At 37.9% G+C, this 13394-nt stretch carries 16 protein-coding genes and 1 tRNA gene; 2 read left to right on the forward strand and 15 right to left on the reverse strand.

The window, feature by feature from the left end:
- From GYX91_RS02075 to mltG, 5 genes are read right to left on the reverse strand one after another with little or no spacing between them, the layout of a single operon-like run.
- Positions 1-774, reverse strand: a complete 774-nt coding sequence (locus GYX91_RS02075; RefSeq protein WP_194240741.1) for a TatD family hydrolase — start codon at positions 772-774, stop codon at positions 1-3.
- Between the two features lie 2 nt (positions 775-776).
- A complete protein-coding gene (locus GYX91_RS02080; RefSeq protein WP_025330085.1) occupies positions 777-1136 on the reverse strand; it encodes a PilZ domain-containing protein in 360 nt (119 codons plus the stop codon).
- 9 nt (positions 1137-1145) lie between these two features.
- Complete coding sequence (gene holB, locus GYX91_RS02085) at positions 1146-2135, reverse strand: DNA polymerase III subunit delta' (RefSeq protein WP_174829819.1); 990 nt, start codon at positions 2133-2135, stop codon at positions 1146-1148.
- Positions 2132-2758, reverse strand: coding sequence for a dTMP kinase (tmk, locus tag GYX91_RS02090; RefSeq protein WP_174829820.1), 627 nt, complete (start codon positions 2756-2758; stop codon positions 2132-2134). The genes holB and tmk overlap by 4 nt, the downstream gene beginning before the upstream one ends.
- A 15-nt stretch (positions 2759-2773) precedes the next feature.
- Positions 2774-3778 carry an endolytic transglycosylase MltG gene (gene mltG, locus GYX91_RS02095; protein ID WP_084551354.1) on the reverse strand — a complete coding sequence of 335 codons (1005 nt, stop codon included), beginning with the start codon at positions 3776-3778 and terminating at the stop codon, positions 2774-2776.
- Between the two features lie 239 nt (positions 3779-4017).
- On the opposite strand from mltG, the gene GYX91_RS02100 reads away from it, so the two are divergent.
- Positions 4018-4093, forward strand: a tRNA-Ala gene (locus tag GYX91_RS02100).
- A gap of 167 nt (positions 4094-4260) precedes the next feature.
- Here the strand turns inward: GYX91_RS02100 and GYX91_RS02105 are convergent.
- The 9 genes from GYX91_RS02105 to GYX91_RS02140 form a co-directional block, all read right to left on the reverse strand.
- On the reverse strand, positions 4261-4932 hold the full coding sequence (locus GYX91_RS02105; RefSeq protein ID WP_174829821.1) for a site-specific integrase: 672 nt from the start codon (positions 4930-4932) through the stop codon (positions 4261-4263).
- Between the two features lie 754 nt (positions 4933-5686).
- Positions 5687-6094, reverse strand: a complete 408-nt coding sequence (locus GYX91_RS02110; RefSeq protein WP_174829822.1) for an ORF6C domain-containing protein — start codon at positions 6092-6094, stop codon at positions 5687-5689.
- A 96-nt stretch (positions 6095-6190) separates the two neighbouring features.
- Complete coding sequence (locus GYX91_RS02115; RefSeq protein WP_084585135.1) at positions 6191-6760, reverse strand: hypothetical protein; 570 nt, start codon at positions 6758-6760, stop codon at positions 6191-6193.
- A 143-nt stretch (positions 6761-6903) separates the two neighbouring features.
- Positions 6904-7371 (reverse strand): single-stranded DNA-binding protein, encoded by a 468-nt coding sequence (locus GYX91_RS02120; RefSeq protein WP_084585134.1) that lies wholly within the window; start codon positions 7369-7371, stop codon positions 6904-6906.
- A 12-nt stretch (positions 7372-7383) separates the two neighbouring features.
- Positions 7384-7635: a hypothetical protein gene (locus tag GYX91_RS02125; protein WP_174829823.1), complete on the reverse strand. Its 252-nt coding sequence runs from the start codon at positions 7633-7635 to the stop codon at positions 7384-7386.
- Positions 7636-7850: 215 nt separating this feature from the next.
- Positions 7851-7985, reverse strand: coding sequence for a hypothetical protein (locus GYX91_RS11135; protein WP_255454428.1), 135 nt, complete (start codon positions 7983-7985; stop codon positions 7851-7853).
- A 235-nt stretch (positions 7986-8220) separates the two neighbouring features.
- Positions 8221-9045 (reverse strand): hypothetical protein, encoded by an 825-nt coding sequence (locus GYX91_RS02130; RefSeq protein ID WP_174829824.1) that lies wholly within the window; start codon positions 9043-9045, stop codon positions 8221-8223.
- A 584-nt stretch (positions 9046-9629) separates the two neighbouring features.
- Positions 9630-10466, reverse strand: coding sequence for a hypothetical protein (locus GYX91_RS02135; protein ID WP_174829825.1), 837 nt, complete (start codon positions 10464-10466; stop codon positions 9630-9632).
- A gap of 188 nt (positions 10467-10654) precedes the next feature.
- Positions 10655-11026: a hypothetical protein gene (locus GYX91_RS02140; RefSeq protein ID WP_174829826.1), complete on the reverse strand. Its 372-nt coding sequence runs from the start codon at positions 11024-11026 to the stop codon at positions 10655-10657.
- A gap of 811 nt (positions 11027-11837) precedes the next feature.
- Between GYX91_RS02140 and GYX91_RS02145 the strand changes: the two genes are divergently transcribed.
- Positions 11838-12584, forward strand: a complete 747-nt coding sequence (locus GYX91_RS02145; protein ID WP_084551450.1) for a LexA family transcriptional regulator — start codon at positions 11838-11840, stop codon at positions 12582-12584.
- 62 nt (positions 12585-12646) lie between these two features.
- Here GYX91_RS02145 and GYX91_RS02150 read toward each other — a convergent pair whose 3' ends face one another.
- A complete protein-coding gene (locus GYX91_RS02150; protein ID WP_084565087.1) occupies positions 12647-13369 on the reverse strand; it encodes a S24 family peptidase in 723 nt (240 codons plus the stop codon).
- Between the last annotated feature and the right edge of the window lie 25 nt (positions 13370-13394).

Raw genomic sequence — 13394 nt, forward strand, 5'->3', positions numbered from 1 at the left:
CTAATTGCGGACTGGCGGAATTTTATTAAAAAGCCGATAAGTATTAGCCGTTGTAGCTTCTTCAATGCTGGTGATGCTGTCTCCGCGCAGTTGTGCTACAAATTCGGCAGTATAACGCACGTAAGCCGGTTCATTTTGTTTACCGCGTTTAGGCACAGGTGCCAGATAGGGAGCATCAGTTTCCACTAGTATCCGGTCTAACGGAACATAGCGACAGGCTTCCTGTATCTGTATGGCATTTTTAAAGGTTACAATTCCGGAAAAGGAAATATAAAAACCTAAATCCAGTACAGCTTTGGCAAATGCAGTATCTTCTGTAAAACAGTGAATCACACCTTGTTGTGCTTGATTTTCATGCAATAGGCGCAATGTATCGCTGGCAGCTTCTCGTGTATGGATAATCAGAGGTAAGCCGGTCTGATTTGATGCCTGAATATGTGTACTGAAACGTTGATGCTGCCATGCCAAATCTCCGCTACACCAATGATAATCGAGTCCGGTTTCTCCAATACCTACTACTTTTGGATGTCGGGCAGCAGCAACCAATTCATCCACGCTCATTTCTACTGAATTCTGATCTTCAGGATGAACACCAACACTGGCAAACAGATTGGTATGCTGTTCTGCCAGCGCCAGTACTTCAGCAGCGCTGGTACGGTCTACACTAATAGCAATAGCCTGACCTATGTCTGCCTGAACCATATTGTCCAGTATTTGCGGCAATCTGGCTGCCAGATCAGGCATATTTAAATGACAGTGTGAATCGATAAGCATGATTACAAAGTATAGGTAGGGCGTTCGCTTAACAGTATTCCGGGCAAAATATCTTCAATTGACTGCTTTACTGCAATGCTATCTTCATCTTTACCAAATGCCAGCCCGATTCCCTGTGGCTGCCCGGTGGAAGTGGTAGCAGTGTTGATCCATACTACTGTGGTACGCAAATATTTGGCTTCGTTGAATTCTGGCAAGTTAACGACCAGTAATACTTCTTCACCCATATTAAATGTATCAGTGGTAGGGGCAAACAGACCGCCATGCTGCAGAAAAGCCATGTAACTGCGATACAGTTCCGGTTTGTCGGGTATCGTTAAATTGAGCATTTTGCCCGGCAGATTAACAGGAGCTTCAGCCATAGATTTCCTTTAAGATTTTGTGTTTTTTTGCTGCCAAATATTCAGATATTCAATTAATAAATCTTCCAGCTGCATTTTAACATTGAGTGTATGTTTACCGTAAGGGGTAAGTTTGTTTACTTTATCAATTAAGGCAAACAACGATAATGTATCTGCTTGCCGGCTAATCTCATTTAACGCTTTACTCCATGCAGGGTAATACATGGGTTGCATATTTTGCTGGGCTAGTGACAGATCAAGTAACCATTTAGCCAGCCAGTCGAGAAAAGTAGCCAGTGCCAGTTTGTGTTTATCAAAAGTAGCGGCATAATCCAATAAAGCAATCAGACGCGGCTTAACCAGCAAGGCGATTAATTCGTTACGAAGCCGGGTATGGCTGTCGTTTTCATTAAACAAGGGGGCTCCGCCGTGAAAGGCTAGCAGTTCAGCTGCATTATCTCCGTGTTGCTGCTGTGCATAAGCCAGTGCCTGTGCAGGCGCCGGTATGGTCAACACCACTTGCCGGCAGCGGCTTTTAATTGTTGGTAACAGACGGTCTTTCTGATGGCTTACCAGAATAAATACCATACCTTGCGGCGGCTCTTCCAGAATTTTCAGCAGGGCGTTGGCTGCTTGCAGGTTCATATTTTCTGCCGGATAAATCAGAGCTACACGTTTGCCGCCACGATGAGCACTCAGATGGGCAAAATCCAGAACATTACGTATAGTTTCCACCTTAATCAGTGGCTGTTTACGCTCTCCGCCTTCGCCATCAGTTTCTTCGGGGGTAACCAGCAGAAAATCGGGATGGCTGTGCTGACTGTATAAATGACAGGATGTACACTCACCACACGGCTGATGGTTAGTACCCGGAGACTCGCATAATAATGCTTGTGCCAGATATTCAGCGAATTCCCGTTTACCAATTCCCGGATGACCATAAAGCAGCCATGCATGCGGTTGTTGCTGCCAGTGTCGGGCTATCTGTTGCCATACTGGTTCAAGCCAGGGATAAATCATGAATCTAATCCAAACAACTGTGCTAACCCGTGGTTAATTTGCTGTGCCACATCCTGAAGATTCAAACTGCTATCAATAATAGAATAGCGTTGGGGTGTGGCCGCAGCTCGTTCCAGATAGACAGCGCGAGTATGCTCAAAAAACGCAGCATCGAGTTGTTCAAAGCGGTCAGGATGGCTATTCTGGCTGAGACGTTGCTGTGCAACTGTAAGAGGTACATCTAGTAATAAAGTTAAATCGGGCTGAAAACCTTGTTGCACCCAGTTTTCCAGAATAGTGATATCTGTCAGCGGTAAACCACGGCCACCTCCCTGATAGGCGAATGTAGCATCGGTAAAACGATCACTGACTACATGTATGCCTTTTTCCAGTGCCGGTTTAATAACCTCATCCAGATGCTGCTGGCGTGCAGCAAATATCATCAGAGTTTCAGTACGGGCATTAGCATGAGTAGCCGGGTTTAATAATAATTCGCGTAATGCCTCACCAATGGGCGTACCGCCGGGTTCACGGGTAAAGAGTACCGGCAGCTGGTGTTTTTCAAACCAGCTACGTATGGTATTGAGGTTAGTTGATTTACCGGCACCGTCAATTCCATCCAGAGTAATAAATTTTGCTTTCATCTATAGTAAACCCGGTTAATGCTTTTTCAGGATATATTGGCGAACAGCAGCATTGTGTTCATTCAGATTATGGCTGAACTGGCTGCGTCCTGTACCATCATTTCGCGCTACAAAGTAAAGATAATTGTTACTGGCCGGATGTGCCGCTGCTTCGAGCGCTGCTTTACCCGGCAAAGCAATAGGAGTAGGCGGCAGACCGGAACGAGTATAAGTATTGTATGGTGTATCACGGCGTAAATCCGCTTTTCCAATCTTGCCTTTATAACGGGAACCCATACCATAAATGACAGTAGGATCTGTTTGTAATCTCATGTGCTGATTGAGCCGGTTAACAAATACAGCTGCTACATTGTTTCTGTCTTCAGCATGACCGGTTTCTTTTTCAATCAGGCTGGCCATAATTAGTAAATCATAGGCAGACTGATAGGGTAAATCACTGCGACGCTCTTCCCATGCAGCCTGTAAATGTCGCTGCATCGTATTAAATGCCTGCTGATAAAGAGATAAATCACTACTGTCTGAACTAATATCATAAGTAGCCGGAAAAAACAGCCCCTCCGCCTGAGTGTAATTACTTTCAGCATTTAGCTGCTGTAGCAATTTGCTGTCCGGCCAGTCTTTCGTAATATGCTCAATATCCGGTGTGTTATCAATTAACCTGCGCATTTGCGCAAATGTACTGCCTTCAATAATCTGCACCGTAATACTATCTGGTTTACCGTTGCGCAGCCTTTGTAAAATTTGCCAGCTGGAAGCTGAATGGGGAATGCGATAATTACCCCGATTGATTTTATCTCCCATACCCAGCATATAAGCAGTACCGACAAAAACCCAGCGGCTATAAATCACATCATTAGCAGATAAATTACGACTTACTCCGCTAATGCCGTAGCCAGCCGGTACTTTTAACCTATAGCCTGTATTGCTTTTAGGCAGAAATAAAAGTGTTGCCCACATCAGCGCAAATACCAGTAAGCCTGTTAATATTAAAAGTATAGTCTGTCTTTTTTTGCGCTGCATAAACGCTTTCCTGTTTGAGAACAAAAAATCTGGGTTAGCATGTAAGTATAAATTTAATTATCAGATGCGACTACTTTATCAATCCATGTTTATTATGGGATAAGTGTTATATTCAAAAATCATACCAGTTGAAAACCATATTTTCTCTCATTCTCAGCAAAGATTGAATCAGGTCTTGCAAAATTCGGTAGTTCAGGTAAAATGCGCAACCTATTCAGCAGTAACTCGCTGCACACAGTGGGGGTATAGCTCAGTTGGTAGAGCGCTTGCATGGCATGCAAGAGGTCAGCGGTTCGATCCCGCTTACCTCCACCAGTTAACATATTGTTTAGTAAATACAATTAGACGCTCGCCAGCGTCTATTTTTGTATTTACTAAATCTTTGTGCGGGTTTTGCGCGGGTCATGGCACTTTCTTTCTTACGATTGTTAGGGATTTGCTCAGTTACAGGTCTGTTTCCAGCACTTTATTTGTCAACTCAATCATACATTCATGCGCGCATATCTTTTTACCATCTTTTCACCAGACCAGCCGTCTAACTCAGTTAGTTGCCGCGTGGGTGTCCCTTGTACTGCGTGATTAGTTGCCCACGTATGCCGGTTATCATGAAATCTATAATTTTCAATCTTGGTTCGCTTTAATGCTTTTTTCCATGCGGTGCCGGCAGGGTTTTTAATTGGCTTACCGTTGTAAGTAAAGACATTCGTTTTATGCTTACCTCGCTGGCTTAAAATTGCGCTCATGGCTTCATCATTTAGCTGAATTCCTATGGGCTTTGATGATTTTGCCTGAGTAGCAAAAATCCATGCGATCCTTCGCGATAAATCAATTTGCGACCATTTCAAGCCTGCAACATTCGCCCTTTTAAAACCTGTCGCCAGTGCAAAAGTTACAATTGGTTTTAAATGCTCTGGCAGCTCCTTGAACAATCTTTCTTTTTCCATAGCGGTAAGCCATCGCTCCCTTGGTTCTGGCTCCTTGAGCATCTCAATATCTGGTACTTTAGGCAGCCATCCCCATTTATTAGCAGCTAATAAAACAGTTTTAACTTGATTTAAATACGCATTTACTGTCCTTGGTTTACGTCCTTGATTCAGCTTAGCGTCGCGTATTTCGCGAATATTTACACGCTCAATCTGATTAACCGTGAGCATACCAAGAAAATGATCCAGCCAGCGTAAATATGATAATGTGGTTTTATCCTCCTGTTTATGCGGGTTTTCTTTTAATCATTCAACAACACATTCGCGCCATGTGTATTCACGGCTATAACCAAGCTTTTGCACCTCAAACATTTCATAATAATGTTTAGCTGCTAATTCATTCGCTTGTTTTTTGTCGTCAGTCCCAGCAGCCTGCCGTATTCGCTGTCCGTTACATTCACTAGGTACAATTTGCTCTCTCCGATAAATATAAACTGTTATATTTTCATGTGTATGATAAATTAAAATATCTCGAACAAAAAAACAAAAAAGATGGCTTCTTCTATAGAGCAATGCACGTAATTTTTATTATTTCCAGGATCTCCACTTACAAAAATTCCATATAAATATTTATCTGGTTCCTTTAAATAATTGCCAATCATGGTAATCCCCATTAAAAAGTCGCTTAAAAGCGGCTTATCATATTAAAAAATTTAATATTGATTACTTATTTTGTATTTTGGTTACAACGTAGCTATTTTAAAGTGAGGCCAAAAACTGTCATAGGGATATTTTCAAAATGCAGTAAAATGTGTCCCTTTTGTGCCTCCTTATCAAGTTTGACATTTGTTCAATAATCCAGCTATACCTGTTCGATAATTCAGCTATATCGGTTCGATAATTCAACTATATTGTTTTATAGAACAACAAATAAATTTCTCCAAAATAAAAGCCAGCAATTAGCTGGCTTATTTTTGTTACAGAATCAAATAATAATTTTAGGATGTAGCTCCTCAATCGGGTAATCTAACCTTGAGCTGTTGCAGTCTCCTGATATTACCTTCATGCGGCTTGCCAGTTCTGCCAGATACTCTGCCTGCTGCTTTGTCTGTTTCAGCAGCTTTCTAAACACATCGGCCTTGATACGGTTATAACCGTTGATATTCTCTGCATATGTAACTTTGTAATTTTCGACAATTACCAGCCGGCGTCCGTCCTGATTCATATTAGATAATGCAGACTGATTATTGATTGGCTTAACTGAGCCACCTAAAAATGAAAGTGCCTCATCAAAATTCTTAGCAAGAATGTCTTGGTATCTGGGTACTTTAAACTTGGTATAGAGACTTCTATACACAGACTGATATGTTTTGCCTGTTTGGGCAGCATTCATTATTAAGTACAGCCTCTTTAATCAAATATTGCTGCTGCTTATTTAATGTTAGAGAGTAGCCGCCTGTTTTACGGATAGAGGGCAGGACTTCACTAGTTACCCATTTCTTAAACTGTTTAGCCTCAGTTTTGTGACTATGTAATATAAGTCAGTAAAAGCCGCTTTCATTGATGATGTTATAGCTCTGAGCACCTCGTCCAGCTCGATCCTCATTATTAATGAGGGTTGTCTTTTCATTACTATACTATCATCTTCATCAGTTTTAATTTCAAAAATACCCAAATCTCGTCGTTTTCTATTGACTTTTTTCCCACCCGGACACAAATCCGATTGCCCGGATTCTTCAATTTGTAATTGTATATGTGTTTCATCAATTTTTTTAAAGATACCGTCCGAATAATAAAAACAATCGTTACCACATTCAGAAGTGGTCGTTGAAAAGTAAGTACCATCAGCCTTAAGATATAAAATTGGACTATAACGAAATCTAAAACTATCTGAATCCTGTTTTACATCTTTATATATCATATATGAATCAACTTTATCATTTATAACGGAACTAATACTAATTGCCCGAGTGCCATTGCCATATTCCCAAAAATTACTTATTTCACTTTGTGCGAAACAGGTAATTGGAAGCAATAATAAAAAAAGGATTTTTTTCATAGTTATTTTCTTTCCACAATAAGAAAATTTATATATTTATAATATTACATTTACATTTCTTTGAGTATATAAAAAAACCTTTAAATATTTCAATATTTAAAAGGTTTAATATTTTTGATTTTGATCAATTTAATTTTTTTCAATCAAAACGGAATATCGTCATCAATATCATCTATTGGCGCGGTTGTAGATTCATGTTGAGGCGGTTGCCGATGTGGTGCTGGTGGTGGGTTCGATGATGTAAGTGGTGCAGCGTTATTATTGCCAGAATCAGAACCATCATTACGATTGCTCGGCATTTTCATCTCATTGCCGATAATATTGTATGCCATGCGTTCGATACCATCTTTATCGGTATATTTACGGCTCTGAATTTTGCCCTCAACAAACACTTGGCTACCTTTTCTCAGGTACTGGTTAGCTATTTCTCCTAGTTTGCCGTACAGGGATACGTTATGCCACTCTGTACGAGTCTGGCGTTCTCCATTACGGTCACGCCACTGTTCATCAGTTGCTAGCGAGAAATTCGTTATGGCGTCGCCATTGGGCATATATCGTGTTTCAGGGTCGCGCCCAAGGCGACCAATTAGAATTACTTTATTAACAGACATAATGAAATCCTTTTATGCGACCTGTTTTAGCAGCAAGTCATAATATTCCTGGCAAATTTCTACTTTTTCTTTAATCTTTTCGATTATTTTTTCATCTCTTGTTACCGTAACCGTTGTTAACCTCTTAGCGATAGGAATATCTTCAACCGCATCAATCAACATGGCCGGATTATCGTAAGTACCCAGCAGATTTTCAGGGCAGGGGAATAGCCAAAAATCTATATCAGCTTTATCACAATCAAATAGCCACATATAACCCTGCATCTGATAGATATATCCTGCTTTTTCTGCCTTTTTTTGCGCCTCTTCAATAAAAAACGGGTGAGTGCCTATATCCCAAGAACATTTTGTATCAATAATAAAACGTTCTTTAGGGTCATAAATATCACATTCACCTGTGATCCAGTCATTTTCTAAGCGCGTCTCATAAAAAACCAGCTATTTAGCTGGGCGGGAATGTCAACAATCATCACCTAAAATCATTTAAGCTCTGCATCACCTTTCATGCGTTCGCTATCACTCATGCGCGCATATGTATCAGCTAACCGTTTTACTTCCAGATCTGCCTGGTATTCTTTCTGCTGCATTTGTCTTGCTGTATAACTGCGCTGCATATCTAATTGCTCCTTATCAGACAAAGCAGGGGACACTGAAAGAGCAGCAGACATTAAAAAAACTGCAATAAATCCAGTTATAGAATTTTAATCATGTACAATTCCCTCGTTGTTGCTGTTACATGGGTTAATTTATCGTGTTGGAATATCACCTCTATAGCTAATAAAAAAGCCAGCTATTTAGCTGGCTTATGTTGCTTACTTTATTACTTATTCATATGTTGTGATAACTAAATCAATCGTCATCACTATCTGCATAAATTGTTATCTTTTTCCGATCTGCCTTTATTTTCGCGATTACGTTATTTATAGCTCTAGTTAGCTCTTCTCTTTCAAAATTATTTTTAGGAGCAGGTCCCCAAGTAAGTGATCTAAGCTCTTCTAAATAAGTGTCTGTAGTTTTCACTACCTTAATCAACTCGGCAGGATCAGCATTTAAACAGCCTACTCTATATGTAAAACTATCAGCATATTCAAGCATTATATCATTTGATCTTTTATTTGAAATTACAATGGCTTTTTTAGATTTTAATCTATATACAAATTTTTTTATACCGGTATAACCACCATCAAGAGTTTTCCCTTCCACTTCACCGCAAACATATAGATGTTCTTTGTAGTGGGTATTTACAGACATTTCAACATGATAAAACTCAGCTGAATCAAGATTTTTCAATGTATTTCTAACCGCCTCTTTTGCTTCCGCGATGAGTTTAGAGTGCATGAAGTAAACTGCTGTACCGGTAATCAGTGCAATTACAACAACCAAAATCAGATACAGTTTTTTATTACCCTGTTTTGTCTTTGCTGGTGGCTGTGGTTTTGCTTTTTCTACTGATTCAGGCTCAGGCGGAGGGGTTAAAAGTTCTGGATATTCTGCAAATAAACGAGCATTGTATTGTTTGCGCGCCTCTACATCTAAAAGATTTAGTTTGCATAGTTTTAAATCCTCTAAAGTAATTGTCTGTTGCTGCGCTGCTTGCTTCATTGCCTTGGCAATGTCTGAGCGTGATGCTGTCGGCTTTATATTTAAAAGTGCATATAAATTTTTAATGTCCATTATGTTCCCCTTGATACATTTCAAAATGTTAACACAGCACACAGAAAATGTTAAATAATGTTAAATATGTCTACTAATCCACACAAGCGCACTTGTTTAAATGTGCTTGGATTGATTAGCCTGAGTTCAAAATTAAAGCCAGCGTTTTGGCTGGCTTTTGATTTAATAAGCATGCATTAAAATATAATCAGTTACTATTTTTTCTGCCTCTAATGACAGATGGCTTAATAGCTGTCTTACTGTCATATCTTTATGGCAGCCCAATACAAGTGCCTTAACTATTCCATTTATAAGTCTGTCCGCTTCATCAGAATATTTTGTAGCTTCTCCAGCGATATATACTAGTTCATCGTCTCCAAGCTTTTCCAGTATTTCTTATTTCTTTTCTTTGGCTGCGTCACTTACTCTTTGCGAGGCTTCCTCATACGCTATCAAATCATGGTATCCGACAGGTTCTGGGTTTGTTGTATTTTCATTCCAACTATTAATAACCCTATTCATTTTTTTAACCTATTAAAAAAGCCAGCTATTAGCTGGCTTGTGTTGCTTACTTTGTTACTTATTCATATGCTGTGATAACTGAATCAATCGTCATCACTATTTGTATAAATTGTTAGCTTTTGCTCTTCTGCCTTTGTCTTCGCGGATAAGTTAGCTATAGATTTAGCTAGCTCTTCTCTTTCAAAACTATTTTCAGAAACTTTTCTTTTGTCAATAAGAGATAAAACCTTTCCTGCATAATCGCCTGTAGTTTCCATTGCCTTAAGTAATTCTGCAGGATCAGTATTTAAACAGCCTACTCTATATAAAGTACTATAATAATATTCAACAATTACACTATCTGGTCTTTTATCTGGGATTACAGTGGCTTTTTTAGATTTTAATTCATATACAAATTTTTCTTTACCAGCATAACCTCCAGCAAGAGCTCTCGCATTCATTTCACCGCAAACATATATCTCTTTGTTGTGGGTATTTACAACCTTTTTAACATCATAAAACTTGGCTGAATCAGGATCTTTCAATAAATCTCTAACCGCCTCTTTTGCTTCTGCGATGGGTTTAAAATGTTTGAAATAAGCCACAGTACCAATCAGCACAATTGCAGCGGCTACAACAACCAAAATCAGATACAGCTTTTTATTGCCCTGCTTTGTCTTTGCTGGTTCTAATGGCTTAACTTCTTCTGCTTTTTCGGATTTCGGTTCAGGCGGAGGGGCTAAAAGTTCCGGGTATGCGGAAAATAAACGTTCGTCATATTTATTGCGTTCCTCTTCATTTAAAAGATATTGTTTACACAGCTTTAAATCATCTAAAGTGATTGTCTGTTGCTGCGCAGCTTGCCTCATTGCCTTGGCAATGTCTGATTGTGATGCTGTCGGCTTTATTTTTAAAAGCGCATATAAGTTTTTAAAGTCCATTATTTATTCCTTTGCTGGGTAATGAAATGTTAACACAGCACCCGATGAAGGTTAAATAATAGACTTTAAACCTAGGTATCTAATTTACATGTTTTCTTCCTTTTCGTTAGAATTAAAAAGCCAGCGGTTAGCTGGCTTTATTCACCTCATAGTTGAATTGTTAAAATTTCGATTGATTCATAGATCAATTAATTAGATACAGAGGCTTGTCTTTCATTCTGCAGATGGCACGCCAAAGACATAATATGTGTTAAGCAATTATTAACACCGCCTATTAATGATGTGATATTACTTGCAAACTCCAAAAAATCCTCAAGCTTTAAATAAGCAATCACATCTTTATTAGCATATCCCATATGTAGCATACTTAATGCTTCTAGTATCGTGTTGGAATTATCCGATACGTTAATGCAGCACGATATAATATCCGCTAAGTCCTCTTCGCTAATATGCTTAAACTGCTCATCAATTGGCGTTGCGTAACTATTTACAACTCCCACAATATCAGCATTAGATATCAAATTAGCCAAATCATCATAATAACTAGAAAATTTACTCATGATTAATACCCCGGACTTATTAACTGAATTAATAAAATGATAAAAAGATATAGAAATTATTTCTGTTTATCTTTGGTTATGCTGATTGATTTAAGCTGCCAAACTCTTCCCAGTCTTTTCTGATAATAGTTCGCGCATTTCTTAAATTACTGACGTTGTAATATCCCTCTATATCAGGCGTTATCTTGTTCACCTCTTTAGGAAAAATTAAAACATAATGTCAATTAGAAACTTGCAGCACTAGCAATCTGGTCGGGCGATGTTCCCAACAGGCATACTCACTAGCTCGCCCGTATATCAACTTAAAGTATGAAAAAGAATTTAAATTTATAATTTATAAAAATAGTAAGTTTTCATTACGTTTCCTTTCTTTGAAAATTTAATATTAATTTAACTTTTGTTGTTTCATGAATCTATCAAAAATTAATATTTAAAGTCGTTCTCCTTTCATAAAGTTCTTTGGATTTTTAGACTTTTCTGTTTGTAAGTCCTACATGAACTTACCAATTTTGTTTCGGCCGCCCGCGAAGGCTTAACGGCTTGCCAGCAAGCTCCTACTTGCCTCAGGCTTTTATATTCCGCTGCCTTGAGTCGATGCGGATAATGCTACGAATAAAAATAATCAACTGAGTTGATTAAATCGTTTTAATGGTTGGAGTATAGAAAAATAAACAAATTATCTATTATTGACGTTATATTCTGATTTTAAACAATAAAAAGTTTAGAAAACTAAATTTAAAAATAAAAATGGTAGTGATATGTAAAAAATATGTAACAATTAGATATTAAATTAATTTATTGACAGAGCTACATGAATAAGAAAATGCATGAAACAGCAGCAAGATTGTATAAAGTCGTGGCGAAAAATAACAATATACACAAGCAAAGTGAATTAGCTCATGTTCTTGGTGTCGTTCAGCAATCAATTGTAAACTGGGAAAAAAGAGGAATCTCAAAACAAGGATTGCTGCTGATTCAGAAAAAATTAAAAATCAATCCAGATTGGTTAGTATCAGGAGTTGGGAATGAATTAATTATCGATAATCCAAACGACGGAATTAATAATCAATCAAATATCGAATTATATGGTGATTTCTTTTTGTATGATGAAAATTCCCTCTTTTCTGGGCATTATGTACTGATACCTTTGTATCATGACACTTATGCACTTGACGCAAAAACAGGTATTTACCGTTATCAATTTAATCAATCTGATTTCAAATTGCCATGTTCCAAAGAATTATTAAAAAAATTTGGCGTCCAAAAAGAGAACGTAGTTTGCATAACAGTTGCCGGCAGCAGTATGGAGCCTGTTTTAAAAGATGGCTCTATTGTAGCTATAGATACATCAAGTAAAATTATTAAGGATGGAAGGATTTATGCGATTAAACAGGGCAGCCTTGTTAGAATCAGAAAATTATATAGAATCGCAAGCGATGTCTTAAAAATTAGTTGTTACAATCAAGAAGATAAAGCATATGCTGATGAGCTAGTAAAAATTGATAAAATAGAGATCATCGGTGTAGCCTTTTGGTGGTCTGTAGTTCAAAGTATTTAAAATTAAATATATAAAGCCGCTAAAAGCGGCTTTTATGCAATATTCATTATTCATTTTAAAATTTATATATCTAGAAAATCCAAGGGCAAAGCTTTCCAAAACTTACCATGGATAACTAACTGGTCTATTTCATTAGGTTTAATGTCAAAATCTGTATCTGAATATAATTTATTATCAGATATTACTTTAATTACACCTGATTTCCCTCTTGCTAATCTTTTGATGTATGTATATCCATCAAATGTAATTAAATAAACACCACTATCTTGAAATTTATCTATATCTGTTTTAATTAATGTAATAGATCGCCTTGGTATTGTTGGCTCCATTGAATCGCCATCAGGAGGCATTAGTTGTACTCCTTGTAAATTAGTCGTTCCTAGTAACTCTAAAAGAGCGTCATTAGGAATTTCAATAGTTCTAAGAAGTTCTGGAAATTCAGGAATTATGATTCCTTGACCGCAAGAAGCACTCATATCATATAATTTCAGGGTTGTGGTATTACTATCGGCTGCTTCCAATGGACTATACATTTTATATGAATCAGATAAATTAATAGCATTATCTTTATATTTATTTCCTGTTCCATTTGCTAGCCATTGTGCTGAAAATCGTGTTTTCTTCTCTAATTCTAGTAACGGCTTTTTCCCAAGACCTGTATCACCATTAAACCACTGATGAACTAATCCTTTGCTAACCTTAGCAAAATCTGCAAGCTGTGTTTGGGTTTTTAATCCATACTCCCGCATTAATTCATGAAGACGTTCTTTTAGCTTATTTGTCATAGTATAAATGTCCTTTTATTTGTTT

This window comes from Snodgrassella sp. ESL0304 (assembly GCF_013344995.1).
Classification (GTDB): domain Bacteria; phylum Pseudomonadota; class Gammaproteobacteria; order Burkholderiales; family Neisseriaceae; genus Snodgrassella; species Snodgrassella alvi.

Bases quoted from the DNA above. Each gene is read 5' to 3' on its own strand.
- GYX91_RS02075 (WP_194240741.1), bottom strand. From the start codon at position 774: ATGCTTATCGATTCACACTGTCATTTAAATATGCCTGATCTGGCAGCC.
- GYX91_RS02080 (WP_025330085.1), bottom strand. From the start codon at position 1,136: ATGGCTGAAGCTCCTGTTAATCTGCCGGGCAAAATGCTCAATTTAACG.
- holB (WP_174829819.1), bottom strand. From the start codon at position 2,135: ATGATTTATCCCTGGCTTGAACCAGTATGGCAACAGATAGCCCGACAC.
- tmk (WP_174829820.1), bottom strand. From the start codon at position 2,758: ATGAAAGCAAAATTTATTACTCTGGATGGAATTGACGGTGCCGGTAAA.
- mltG (WP_084551354.1), bottom strand. From the start codon at position 3,778: ATGCAGCGCAAAAAAAGACAGACTATACTTTTAATATTAACAGGCTTA.
- GYX91_RS02105 (WP_174829821.1), bottom strand. From the start codon at position 4,932: ATGCTCACGGTTAATCAGATTGAGCGTGTAAATATTCGCGAAATACGC.
- GYX91_RS02110 (WP_174829822.1), bottom strand. From the start codon at position 6,094: ATGAATGCTGCCCAAACAGGCAAAACATATCAGTCTGTGTATAGAAGT.
- GYX91_RS02115 (WP_084585135.1), bottom strand. From the start codon at position 6,760: ATGAAAAAAATCCTTTTTTTATTATTGCTTCCAATTACCTGTTTCGCA.
- GYX91_RS02120 (WP_084585134.1), bottom strand. From the start codon at position 7,371: ATGTCTGTTAATAAAGTAATTCTAATTGGTCGCCTTGGGCGCGACCCT.
- GYX91_RS02125 (WP_174829823.1), bottom strand. From the start codon at position 7,635: ATGCAGGGTTATATGTGGCTATTTGATTGTGATAAAGCTGATATAGAT.
- GYX91_RS11135 (WP_255454428.1), bottom strand. From the start codon at position 7,985: ATGCAGCGCAGTTATACAGCAAGACAAATGCAGCAGAAAGAATACCAG.
- GYX91_RS02130 (WP_174829824.1), bottom strand. From the start codon at position 9,045: ATGGACATTAAAAATTTATATGCACTTTTAAATATAAAGCCGACAGCA.
- GYX91_RS02135 (WP_174829825.1), bottom strand. From the start codon at position 10,466: ATGGACTTTAAAAACTTATATGCGCTTTTAAAAATAAAGCCGACAGCA.
- GYX91_RS02140 (WP_174829826.1), bottom strand. From the start codon at position 11,026: ATGAGTAAATTTTCTAGTTATTATGATGATTTGGCTAATTTGATATCT.
- GYX91_RS02145 (WP_084551450.1), top strand. From the start codon at position 11,838: ATGAATAAGAAAATGCATGAAACAGCAGCAAGATTGTATAAAGTCGTG.
- GYX91_RS02150 (WP_084565087.1), bottom strand. From the start codon at position 13,369: ATGACAAATAAGCTAAAAGAACGTCTTCATGAATTAATGCGGGAGTAT.